Raw genomic sequence first — 10672 nt, 5'->3', positions numbered from 1 at the left:
TCTCATTACACTGGGAGCGCTCACGCGCTGACGTAGCCGAAAGAGGGTTGCCGTGAATGGTTCCAAGGTGCCGGGCACGAAGAAGGCTCCGCTGGCCCACCGCCTGAAGGACGATCTGCTCGACATGATCGCCTCCGAGGGCATCGGGCCGGGAGACCAGCTGCCCACCGAGCCCGAGCTCGCCGACCGGTTCTCGGCCTCACGGTCGACCGTGCGGGAGGCGCTCAAGCTGCTCGAGCAGGACGGGCTGGTCAACGCCATCCAGGGCCGCGGGCGGTTCCTCTCGGCGCTCGGCTCGATGACGATCGAGCGGCCCGTGACGATCTACGAGAGCATCACCGAGATGCTCGAGGGGCTCGGCTACGCGGTGACGAACGTCGTGCTCGGGGTGAGCGAAGACGTAGCGGATGCGCACGTGGCCCACGAGCTGGGGCTCGAGGTCGGCGACCCGGTGATCCGGCTGGTGCGGCTGCGGCTCGGCAACGACGAGCCGATGGTGTTCAGCATCAACATCATCCGTCGCGACAGCCTGCCCGGGCCGCTGGAGTATCGCGACTGGGGGGTGTCGGTCACGGGTGCGCTCGAGGGGCACGGGCACAGCATCGTGTCGTCGATCGCGAGGATCAGCGCCACGAACCTGCCCGCGGAGTACGCCGGGAAGCACGAGCTGCAGAAGTACGACCCGTGGCTGCTGGTCGAGGAGACCTGCCTGACCCGGGACGGGCAGCGGGTGCTCTATGCGCTCGACTACCACCGCAGCAGCGAGATCGCCTTCAACGTCATCCGGCGGCGCTGAGCCTTCGGTCCGGCCTCAGCCCGGCGTCAGCTTGATCGCCGACGCGAGCACGCTCACCAGCGCGCCCACGATGCTCGTCGCCCAGGTCAGCGCCCAGCCGAGCTTGAGGTCGACGGCGCGCAGCGAGTCGAAGTGCCGGTCGAGCTCGGCGTAGTAGAGCACCTTCGGGCTGCGGCGCCCGTGCGCCGAGAAGGTCGCCGTGAGGGCGACCAGCTTCTCGTCGATGGGCTTCCGGCCGTTGTCGATGTGCACCCGCACGAGGCGGAACACCTTCCACTGCGCCCAGAACCCGTCGCGCACGAAGACCGCCCCGACGATCAGGAAGGCGATGAACTGCACGATCACCGCCGCGTACCATTGCGCGGGAATGCCCTCGGCGAGAGTGAACGGCGACGGCTGGCCCTGCACGGCCAAGGCCAGCAGGATCATCCCGATCGAGATGGCCGTGCTCGCCTTCCAGAGCGCCCGGTTGAGGAACACGATCGCCGGGGTGCGGGCCGGGTTGTGCCAGTCGAGCCGCAGACTCGGCTGCTCGCCGAGCGTCGGGATGAGGCCGGCGATCCACCACAGGATCCACAGGCCGTTGACCGCGAGACCGGCGGTCACCGCCATGGTGAGGTACTCGCCGATGCCGAGCGTGAAGGCGAATTCCGACGCCAGGTTGATGCACCAGAGCAGGGCGACGCCGATCGCGGACCCGACGAGCATCCAGAACCCCTGCCACCCGCGACGGCCATAGCTCGTGCGCAGCCAGTCGGCGACGGCCCGGTTGTCCCCCGGCGCCAGCTCGAGCTGGTCGATCGCGATGCCGGCCGTGATGAGGCCGTTCCAGAGGATGGGGCCGCCGACCAGGAACACGGCGTTGATCGCACAGAGCGCGCTGCACCAGAGCCACGTCATCCACCCCGGCGAACCCCAGAGCAGTGCGGTCGCGGCCAGCACGATGAGGGGCACGAAGGCGATCAGGAGGCCCCGCCACCCGCGGGCGACGGCGCTCGTGAGGAGCGCGCGCACGCTGACGTGCCCGCTGTGCGTGAAGGCGAACCGGCTCGCCGGAGTGAGCCGCTGCCACGGCACCTGCCGCCCGCCCGCGATCACGAACAGCAGCAGCCGCTGCCGCCCCTCCACGATGGCCGGCCGCACCTGCTGCTGCCGCACCGGCTGCCGTCGAACCGGCTGCCGTCGCGCATCCGCCGTCGCCGGCCGAAGCCACCGTCCCGGCTCCCTCGTCGCCCCGCCCGCACCCGCCATCGCCGTTCCCCCCGATCGTGCTGTCGCCACGCTACCGCCCCGGCCCCGACCCGCGCACGCAGACCCGGCCACGGGCCACGGGATGCGCGGCATCCTGAGCCGGGGCCGCCACGCGGTGGACGGTGTGCACATGTGTCGACAGGTGTTGATCGTCAGTTATGCTTTTTTCATGACGATGCGCGGTAACGGTCTGGCCGGGACGGGATCCCGGATGACCCGGGGCCGGCAATTCATCCCCACGGGCGCGGGATCGGCCGGCTCGCCGGCGGCCCGGAAGCACGTCCGTGGCATCGCGCAGCAGGGTCTCCCCGTCCGGTGAGCCGCGTGCTCGACCAGGCTCCGGCCGGGGGTGCGTTCGCGCCGTCGATCGACCACGCCGTCCGCGTCCCTGCCCTCCAGTCGCTGACCGGCCTCCGCTGGATCGCCGCGTTCGTGGTGTTCGCGTACCACATCCGCAATCTGAACTACTTCAACGGCGGCGGCTACACAGCCATGAGCTACGTGTTCGGCGGCGGCTACACCGGGGTGTCGCTGTTCTTCCTGCTCTCCGGCTTCGTGCTCGCCTGGGCCGATCGGCCGGGCGTCTCCATCGCCGGCTTCTGGAAGCGCCGCGTGGCCCGCATCTACCCGCTGCACCTCGTGTGCCTCGCGGTGGCGCTCGCGCTGGCGGCGACGATCCTGCCCGGCATCGCCTCGCCGCATCCGCTCGCCGCCCTCGCCAACCTCACGCTCACCAACGTCTGGAGCGCCGAGTGGTACCAGGCGGGCAACCCGGTCAGCTGGTCGCTCGCCGTCGAGGCCTTCTTCTACCTGCTGTTCCCGTTCGTCATCCGCTACGTCCGCGTGCTGAACAACGCGGGCCTGTGGCTGCTCGGGGCCGTCGCGCTCGGACTCGTCTTCGCACTGCCGACCTTCTGGTGGCAGCTGCCCTCGCTCGTCGCCTCGAGCGCCTCGCCGCTGGCCCGGCTGCCCGAGTTCGTGCTCGGCGTCACCCTCGGCGCCCTGATGCGCCGAGGCGCCTGGCGGGGTCCGCGCCTGCTTCCGGCGGCCGTCATCGCCCTCGCCGGCTACGCCTACTCGCAGTTCTATCCGATGAACCCCTACGGCTTCGCCGCCATCACGGTGGTCGGATACGCGCTGCTGATCGCCGCGCTCGCCCGCGCCGACCTGTCGGGCCGCTTCACCGTCCTCTCCTCGCGACCGCTCGTGCGGCTCGGCGAGATCTCGTTCGCGTTCTACCTCATCCATCTCCTCGTCGTCGGGGTGATCGCCTCGGCCTGGCCCGGTGGTGCGCCGCAGGCCCCGCTCCTGCTCGGGGCGGCGCTCACGCTGCTCGCCTTCACGGTCGCTCTGGGCCTGGCCTGGATGCTGTGGAAGTTCGTCGAGATCCCCGGCCGCAACGCCGTGCTCGGGTGGGGCAAGAAGAAGCGAGCGCGCTCCGGGGCGCGGAGGGCGTCGGGCGTTCCGGGCGGCCCCGCGGCCGTCCCGGGTGCTCCGCCTTCGCGCCGCACGGGGACAGGACCGTCCCGCCGCGCCGCCGCCGTTCCGCAGACCCGTGTCGGCTCGATCACGCGTCGGCGCAAGACCAGGTACCGCCGCAACCCCGCGAGCACGCTCGGGCCGGCAGTCGGTGCGGCCGTGGCACCGTCTGGAGCATCGGGCGCGATCCCGACCGCGGCTCCCGCCCCCACCGACCTCGTGGGTTCCTGACCCGCTTCGGAGCTTCGGCAGAGCACGGGCCTCTATGCTCGTCGGTATGCGCGGGACGAGCACACGGTTGACGCGCCGACTCGGTCCGCCCTGGGCGATCCTCGCCGCGATCGGCGTGGCCCTCGTGGCGCTGATCGGCCTCGTCGCCGCGGCCTACGGGTTCGGCGCCGCGACCGCCGCGAGCGCAGGCTCTTCCGGATCGGTGGGGAGTGCGCCGTCCCCGGACTCGACCGGCGGCGGGCCGGCCGATCAGTCCTCCCCCGTGGCGGCCTTCCTCGGCGATTCGTACACCGCGGGCGAGGGGGCCGACGGCCCCGGCGACTCCTTCACCGCTCTCGCCGCGCGCGACCTGGGCTGGGTCTACGAGCCGTTCGCGATCGGCGGCACCGGCTACGTGCAACCCTCCCCCGACCTCACCTACGGCTCGCGGGTGGATGCGGTGATCGCCGCCCACCCGGACGTCGTCGTGATCGCCGGAACACGCAACGATCTCGGGGCCGACCCGGCCGAGGTGCGGTCGGCAGCGGCTGACGTGTTCTCGAGGCTCCGCGCCGGGCTCCCGCAGGCGGAGATCGTGGTCGTCGGCCCGATCTGGACGTCCCGCTCCGTGCCGGCCGATGTCTCGGCCCTCGACGCCGCGGTGGGCGACGCGGCGCGCGCAGCAGAGCTCCCGTACATCAGCGCCCTCTCCGACCCGTGGCTCGACGGCTCGCCCGAACTCATCGCGCCCGACGGCATCCACCCCACCCAGCTCGGCCACGAGGTCCTCTCCCGCCGTCTCGTGGAGGCACTGCAGAAGGACGGGCTCGTTCCCGCATCCTGAACCCCGCTGCCGCCCCGCGACGGGCGGTGGTCGGCGACGAGCGGTCGGCGACGAGCGGTCGGCGACGGCTGGGTCAGGGGGCGAGGGAGGCCCGGTAGATCGACTCGATCGAGGTGTCGAGGGTCTTCGTGAAGTCGGCGTCGCTCTGCTGCGCCGTCAGGCCCTCGAGCAGCGCCCGGCTGAAGCTCGCGATCAGGCCGTGGTTCTTCGCGAGCAGGGCGTCCGCCTCGTCGCGGTCGTACCCGCCCGAGAGCGCCACCACCCGCGCGACGCGGGCATGCCGGATGAGGTCGAGGTAGAAGTCGTTGACCGACGGCAGGGAGATCTTGACCCCCACCTTCTGCCCCTCGTCGAGCGTCTCGAGCTGCTCGAGGATCGCGGCCTTCAGCAGCACCTCGGCCTCGGCCTTGTCGGGCGCGTGGATGTCGATCTCGGGTTCGAGGATGGGGAGCAGGTCGTGCGCGAGCACGGCGCGGGCCACGTCGAACTGCTGCGCGACGATCCGCCGGATGCCGTCGGGGTGGGCCGAGTGGATGACCGACCGCTCCTTCGTGCCCAGCACCCCGGCCTCCCGGGCGCGCGGCAACAGGTCGTCGAGCCCCGGGATGTCGCGCATGAGCTGCACGCCGTCCTCCTCGTCGAGCAGGCCCTTGTCGATCTTGAGGAACGGGATGATCCCCTTGACCTCCCAGAGGTACGCGGCCGACGGGCGCCCCTCCACCTCGCGGTCGAGGGTGTCCTCGAAGAGGATCGCGGCGAGGATGCGCGACGAGGTGAACGCCGGGTCGGTGACGATGCGCACCCGCTCGGCGTGGATCAGATCGAACATCTCGGCGTCGGTCGAGTACTGCGACGCGTCGATCCCGTACTGCGCGAGCGCCTTGGGAGAGCTGCCGCCGCTCTGGTCGAGGGCGGCAAGGAACCCGCGCGCGGTCTCGAATCGGCTCAGTTTCTGCTCGTCGGGCACCGTGCGCCTCCCTCTCGGGCGGCGAGCGCGCCTCCGCCGGCGCCTCGATCTCGCTGCCCGAGCGCCAGCCTAGCCACGAAACCCCACCTCGGCAGCCACGGGATTTCCGGGAACCGGGTGCATTCGGGCGCTGGGGATCTACGCTCAGGTCATGCCCACCATTCCGCTCAACGTGAAGTGCACCCAGTGCGCCGACGGGTGGATGCACGTGCGGGGCGAATACGTCTACTGCGACACCTGCGATCCCCAGCCCGAACCGGCCACGAGCGCGCCGGCGCCCTGACCGCGCGCGTCCGGCCGAGCCGTGGTCCGATTCCCGATTCCCGCCGATCGCCCAGGGTTCGCGGGGTGGCGGCGTGGGAGGGTCGAGTATGGACCAGCACCCGCAGGGCGACCTCTTCCAGCTCGGGTACGTCGACGTGGCGGCATCGGACGTCGAGGCACCGGGTGTCCCGCTCCCCGAACTCGCCCGCGAACTCGGATTCGAGGTGGATGCGGAGTCGTCGCCGGGCCGGACCCGGTCGGGCCTGCCGGTCGAGGATCCCCCGGCCGAGGGCTGGCGGGTGCTCCACGTCCGGGATCGGAGCACGGTTCTCGGCGCGCCCGTGGACGACGACCGCCGGGTCTGGCGGGTGGCGCACCTCGAGAAAGAACCCGCGAACGCGGCGGAGGGATCGGCCGGCGCCCGGCCGAGGTTCAGCATCCACCCCGACCCTCTCCCGCTTCGCCCCGGCCGACAGGAGCGTCGGCGTGGCCTCGAGCTGCGCTGGCCGGCCGTCATGACCGAGCCGGGCGCGGCTTCGGCGGCGGGCGGCGAGTTCGCCGTCGACATCGTGAACACCGGTGACACTCGCTGGCGACCGGATGGCGACGGCTTCCTGGTCGTCGGCACCTTCACCGCACCCGGGGTCGCGGACGCCGCCTTCGGCTGGGCGGCCCTCGGGCAGGGCCGCGCCGTGCCGCTCGATCCCGGCGAGTACGCCCGCGTCCCGGTCTCGATCGACGGCGCGGCCTGGAAGCAGCTGGAGCCCGGGCCCTACGACCTCCGAGCCCTCCTGGTCGATCTGGGCTTGACGTCGGTCACGCCCCTCCGTGTCGACCTCGACGCCGAGACGATCGCCCGCCGCCGCACCCCGCCACGTCGGCGCTGACGAGCGCCAGGGCCACGTCGGTCCAGCGCCGCGCGCGCCGACGGGGGGGGCTCGGGCGCGCCCCACCGGGGTGGAGCCCGGTGCCGACTGGGGGCGTTCCGGGATTCGCCGATCCGCACCGGCTGATGGGATGGGGGCACCCGAACCGCGCCGAGAGGATCACCTCATGCCCCCACGCATCACCACCCCGTTCGATGCCCGGTCGACCGCCGACGAGGTCAGCGCGGGAGTCGATCTGACCGGACGGCGCACGATCGTGACGGGAGGAGCATCCGGAATCGGGGTCGCCACCACCGCGACCCTCGCCCGCCGCGGCGCGACCATCACCATCGCCGTGCGCAACACGGAGGCCGGCCGAGAGGTCGCCGAGCGCATCACGGCCGAGACCGGCAACGACCGCATCGACGTCCGCGAGCTCGAACTCACCGACCCCGCCTCCGTGCGCCGCTTCGTCGACGGCTGGGACGAACCCCTGCACCTGCTGATCAACAACGCGGGCGTCATGGCCATCCAGGACCGCACACTGGCGCAGCGCTGGGAGACGCAGTTCGCGACCAATCATCTGGGCCACTTCGCCCTCGCGGCCGGCCTCCACCCCTTCCTCGCCGCCGCGGGCGGATCGCGGGTCGTCTCGGTCAGCTCGTCGGCCCACCTCTTCTCCCCTGTCGTGTTCGGTGACATCAACTTCGCCTTCCGCCCCTACGACGCGCGGCTGGCGTACGGGCAGTCGAAGACCGCCGTCATCCTGTTCGGCGTCGGTGCCGCGCGGCGCTGGGCGGACGACGGGATCACGGTCAACACCCTCAACCCGGGCGCCATCCCGACCCCGCTCCAGCGGCACGTCGGGGGCGCTCTGGCGACGCCGGAGGACCAGCAGAAGACGGCCGAGCAGGGAGCCGCGACGACCGTTCTGCTGGCCGCATCCCCTCTTCTCGAAGGGGTCAGCGGGCGGTATTTCAACGACAACCAAGAGGCCGAGGTCACCGACCACCGGCCCGAGGACCTGACGATCTTCTCGACGAAGGTCGCCGACTACGCGCTCGACGAGGATGCCGCCGACCAGCTCTGGCAGGTCAGCCAGAACGCGCTGTCCTGAGCGCGCCGCGCGAGCAGCCCCGACCGAGCGGCACCACTGAGCACCCCGTTCAGCACCCCAGACCTGTACCCCCGACCGAGACGGAAGGACACCCCATGCCCGAGACACCCGACAAGCCCTCCATCGGCTGGATCGGTCTCGGCGACCAGGGCGGCCCGATCGCCCGGGCCATCGCCGAGGCCGGCTATCCGCTGCACGTCTGGTCGCGGAGCGGCCGAGTCGGGGCGCTCGGCGAGGAACCCGCCGTCGCCTACACGGCGCACCCCTCCCCGGCCGAACTCGGCCCCGTCAGCGACATCGTCGGCCTGTGCCTGAGCGAGGACAAGGACAACACCGCAGTGCTCGTCGACGGCAGGCTGCTCGACGCGCTGCGGCCCGGCACCGTGCTGATCAACCTCGGCACCGGGCTGCCCGCGGCCGCCGTCGAGCTGGCCCGCACCGCTGCGACGCGGGACGTGCAGGTGATCGACGCCCCGGTCAGCGGGGGCCATGCCGGGGCGGTCGCGAAGCAGCTCACGACGATCGTCGGCGGCGACCGGGCGGTCGTCGACTCGCTCCGGCCCCTCTTCGAGACCTACTCGACCCGCGTCGCGTACATGGGTGGCGCCGGGGCCGGCCAGGTCGGGAAGCTGATCAACAACGCGATGCTCATGGCCAACCAGAAGAACATCAGCGACCTCCTCGGCCTCGCGACGGCCGAGCACGTCGACATCGCCGCGCTCGTCGACGTGCTCCGGAGCGGCACGGGGTCCAGCCGCGCGCTGCAGTCGCTCGGCTCGGCGATCACGACCGGGAACGCCGAGCACCTGAGCCGCCTGCAGGTGATCGACATGGAGATCTTCCGCCAGGCGTTCGGCGGGCACGGGCCAGACGTCGAGGCCGTCACCGAACGCGCCTTCGCGGGCGCCCGCGACCTCCCGAGCCTGGCGGCCCTGGTCACCCGCTGACCGCAGGGGCGAGCGACCGCCAGAGCAGCGCGGCCGCGTAGGTGCGGTACGGGCTCCATGCCGCACCCCTCCGGCGCACCTCCTCGATCGACGGCACGGCCGTGAGCGAGTCCAGGCGCTGGACCGCGGTCCGGATGCCGAGATCACCGGCGGGCAGGATGTCGGCCCGGTGAAGCTGGTGGATGAGGAACATCTCCGCACTCCACGGCCCGATCCCCGTGATCGCGGTCAGCGAGTCCTCGACCTCCGCGTCGCCCACCGCGTCCAGTCGTTCGATGTCGAGCCCGCCCGACGCGACGGCCTCGGCGAGCGCGCGGAGGTACGTCGCCTTCGAGTGCGAGGTGCCGATCGCCTTCAGCTGATCGACGTCCAGGCGCAGCAGCGATTCCGGGGTGGGAGTGCCTCCCGTGGCGGCGACGAGCCGGTCGTACAGCACCAGAGCGACCCGGGTCGCGATCTGCTGGGCCAGGATGTGCATGACCATCCCGGCGAAGTTGCTCTCGGCCGTGCGCCCGCCGTCGGGGAAGTGGAACGGATCGGGCGTCCCGAGTCGCACGACCAGCTCGGCGAACCGGGGGTCGAGCCGCCCGAGTTCCCGATAGGCCGCCGCGTCGCGCTCGGCGGAAGCGGCGCCACCGGCGGGAGCGTCCGAGGCGGGGGCAGCGGCGTCGGCCTCGTGGCCATGCTCATCGATCGTCATGTCGTCCTCCTCCTCCTCCTCCTCGGGCCGCGTCGTCGGCGCGGCGCAGCGCTTGCTCCGCCCGGTGGGCTCCCCGACGCACCGACCCGACCAGCACGAGCGAGCGGATGCCGATGGCGGCGATCAGGATTGTCACGCACCCCGCGGCGACGGCGGCGACCACCTGCCACCCGTCGAAGGCCGCCAGTTCGACCCACTCGATGAGGAACGAGGCGGCGGAGGCGGCAGGGAAGGTGAACGACCAGAAGCCGAGCGAGAAGGGCAACCGCCGGTAGGTGCCGATCAGGAACAGCTGCAGCACGAACATCAGGGCCAGCATCCCGAGCAGCCCGACCGAGACCACGTCGTCGTGAGCGCCGTTCATCGCGAACCAGGCCGCACCGGCCACCCCGGGCGGGGCGAGGAGGATGGCGAGCGTCGGCACGAGCGGCCCCGGGAGCGGCGGGAAGAACGCGAGCCGTGACAGGAGCACCGTCACCAGCACGACCCAGAAGAACAGGCCGACGGCGAACGCTCCCATCGCGATCACGGGGAACCCGAGCTTCGCCGCCACCGCGGAGGCCACGAGCGGTGCCGCCACCGTCGGGAGCAGGTACGCCCCGTGGAACGCCTCCGGATTGAGGTGCCCGGTGTGCCAGTACGACAGGATCCAGCCGGCGAAGACCGTCGCGGCCGCGAAGGACACCGCCGCGAGCACGAAGCCGCCCGCCGGCCACACGAGGTACAGCTCGGCCCCCAGGAGCATCCCGACCGCAGGGACGATCGCTGCGATCGGCCCCTGAGCCGGGTGCCGCAGCTGCGACATCAGGGTGTCCGGGCTCCGGGAACCCCGCACGAGGTGGGCGACGATCAGCCAGACCCAGGCCGTCGCAGCACCCGTCCAGAGCACGACCGGGATGGCGAGCGGCAACTCGAGCGCCCTCGTCGTCGTCGACCACAGCGACGCGAGACCCGCCAGGCCGAACCCGATCGCGAGGGTGTTGAGCGGGATGCGCGGCACGAGCCGTCGGGGTGGGGCCGGTTCCGGGGTGCTCATCGGCAGACCGCCTCCAGGTGAAGTGGGCTCGGCTGCCATCGCACCACGGGATCCCCGGCCGCCGCATCCGGGAAAGACCCCAGTGACCAGACGGCGCCGCGCATCCGTCATCGGTGCCGCATCGGTGATGCGCTTGTGACGGGGGGCGAACTCCGCTATGAATGGCAGGTATCCGGCACCGAAGGACTGGTAAGC

At 71.9% G+C, this 10672-nt stretch carries 12 protein-coding genes; 8 read left to right on the top strand and 4 right to left on the bottom strand.

Annotated features, from left to right (window positions below):
- Positions 1 to 52 precede the first annotated feature (52 nt).
- Positions 53 to 796, top strand: coding sequence for a GntR family transcriptional regulator (locus HSO01S_RS13285; protein WP_218003809.1), 744 nt, complete (start codon positions 53 to 55; stop codon positions 794 to 796).
- 15 nt (positions 797 to 811) lie between these two features.
- Here the strand turns inward: HSO01S_RS13285 and HSO01S_RS13280 are convergent, their stop codons facing one another.
- The gene (locus HSO01S_RS13280; protein WP_157079066.1) at positions 812 to 2077 is read right to left on the bottom strand and encodes a hypothetical protein; all 1266 of its coding nucleotides are present in this window, start codon (positions 2075 to 2077) and stop codon (positions 812 to 814) included.
- Between the two features lie 139 nt (positions 2078 to 2216).
- Between HSO01S_RS13280 and HSO01S_RS19095 the strand changes: the two genes are divergently transcribed.
- The 3 genes from HSO01S_RS19095 (at position 2217) to HSO01S_RS13265 (ending at position 4580) form a co-directional block, all read left to right on the top strand.
- Positions 2217 to 2366 (top strand): hypothetical protein, encoded by a 150-nt coding sequence (locus HSO01S_RS19095; RefSeq protein ID WP_169799985.1) that lies wholly within the window; start codon positions 2217 to 2219, stop codon positions 2364 to 2366.
- Complete coding sequence (locus HSO01S_RS13270; RefSeq protein ID WP_066042127.1) at positions 2363 to 3757, top strand: acyltransferase family protein; 1395 nt, start codon at positions 2363 to 2365, stop codon at positions 3755 to 3757. Before HSO01S_RS19095 ends, HSO01S_RS13270 begins: the two co-directional genes overlap by 4 nt.
- A 67-nt stretch (positions 3758 to 3824) precedes the next feature.
- Complete coding sequence (locus tag HSO01S_RS13265) at positions 3825 to 4580, top strand: SGNH/GDSL hydrolase family protein (protein WP_066042125.1); 756 nt, start codon at positions 3825 to 3827, stop codon at positions 4578 to 4580.
- A gap of 73 nt (positions 4581 to 4653) precedes the next feature.
- Here the strand turns inward: HSO01S_RS13265 and HSO01S_RS13260 are convergent, their stop codons facing one another.
- A complete protein-coding gene (locus HSO01S_RS13260) occupies positions 4654 to 5547 on the bottom strand; it encodes a fructose bisphosphate aldolase (protein WP_066042124.1) in 894 nt (297 codons plus the stop codon).
- A gap of 151 nt (positions 5548 to 5698) precedes the next feature.
- On the opposite strand from HSO01S_RS13260, the gene HSO01S_RS19635 reads away from it, so the two are divergent.
- From HSO01S_RS19635 to HSO01S_RS13245, 4 genes are all read left to right on the top strand, one after another.
- The gene (locus HSO01S_RS19635; RefSeq protein WP_281177824.1) at positions 5699 to 5830 is read left to right on the top strand and encodes a hypothetical protein; all 132 of its coding nucleotides are present in this window, start codon (positions 5699 to 5701) and stop codon (positions 5828 to 5830) included.
- A gap of 88 nt (positions 5831 to 5918) precedes the next feature.
- Positions 5919 to 6698, top strand: coding sequence for a hypothetical protein (locus tag HSO01S_RS13255; protein WP_066042122.1), 780 nt, complete (start codon positions 5919 to 5921; stop codon positions 6696 to 6698).
- Between the two features lie 166 nt (positions 6699 to 6864).
- Positions 6865 to 7794, top strand: coding sequence for an SDR family NAD(P)-dependent oxidoreductase (locus HSO01S_RS13250; RefSeq protein WP_066042120.1), 930 nt, complete (start codon positions 6865 to 6867; stop codon positions 7792 to 7794).
- 95 nt (positions 7795 to 7889) lie between these two features.
- Positions 7890 to 8741: an NAD(P)-dependent oxidoreductase gene (locus HSO01S_RS13245; RefSeq protein ID WP_066042118.1), complete on the top strand. Its 852-nt coding sequence runs from the start codon at positions 7890 to 7892 to the stop codon at positions 8739 to 8741.
- Here HSO01S_RS13245 and HSO01S_RS13240 read toward each other — a convergent pair.
- Positions 8731 to 9441 (bottom strand): DNA-3-methyladenine glycosylase family protein, encoded by a 711-nt coding sequence (locus HSO01S_RS13240; protein ID WP_066042116.1) that lies wholly within the window; start codon positions 9439 to 9441, stop codon positions 8731 to 8733. The two genes, HSO01S_RS13245 and HSO01S_RS13240, sit on opposite strands and share 11 nt — an antisense overlap.
- Positions 9428 to 10477 (bottom strand): SLAC1 family transporter, encoded by a 1050-nt coding sequence (locus tag HSO01S_RS13235; protein ID WP_169799984.1) that lies wholly within the window; start codon positions 10475 to 10477, stop codon positions 9428 to 9430. The genes HSO01S_RS13240 and HSO01S_RS13235 overlap by 14 nt, the downstream gene beginning before the upstream one ends.
- Between the last annotated feature and the right edge of the window lie 195 nt (positions 10478 to 10672).

It is taken from the genome of Herbiconiux solani NBRC 106740, from assembly GCF_001571005.1.
Taxonomy (GTDB): Bacteria; Actinomycetota; Actinomycetes; order Actinomycetales; family Microbacteriaceae; genus Herbiconiux; species Herbiconiux solani.
The sequence above is the reverse complement of the archived record's forward strand: the minus strand, read 5'-3'. Positions and strand labels throughout refer to the sequence as shown.

What these genes read in the sequence shown, in the direction of transcription:
- HSO01S_RS13255 (WP_066042122.1), top strand. Translation starts at nt 5,919, where the DNA reads ATGGACCAGCACCCGCAGGGCGACCTCTTCCAGCTCGGGTACGTCGAC.
- HSO01S_RS19635 (WP_281177824.1), top strand. Translation starts at nt 5,699, where the DNA reads ATGCCCACCATTCCGCTCAACGTGAAGTGCACCCAGTGCGCCGACGGG.
- HSO01S_RS13250 (WP_066042120.1), top strand. Translation starts at nt 6,865, where the DNA reads ATGCCCCCACGCATCACCACCCCGTTCGATGCCCGGTCGACCGCCGAC.
- HSO01S_RS13235 (WP_169799984.1), bottom strand. Translation starts at nt 10,477, where the DNA reads ATGAGCACCCCGGAACCGGCCCCACCCCGACGGCTCGTGCCGCGCATC.
- HSO01S_RS13240 (WP_066042116.1), bottom strand. Translation starts at nt 9,441, where the DNA reads ATGACGATCGATGAGCATGGCCACGAGGCCGACGCCGCTGCCCCCGCC.
- HSO01S_RS13245 (WP_066042118.1), top strand. Translation starts at nt 7,890, where the DNA reads ATGCCCGAGACACCCGACAAGCCCTCCATCGGCTGGATCGGTCTCGGC.
- HSO01S_RS19095 (WP_169799985.1), top strand. Translation starts at nt 2,217, where the DNA reads ATGACGATGCGCGGTAACGGTCTGGCCGGGACGGGATCCCGGATGACC.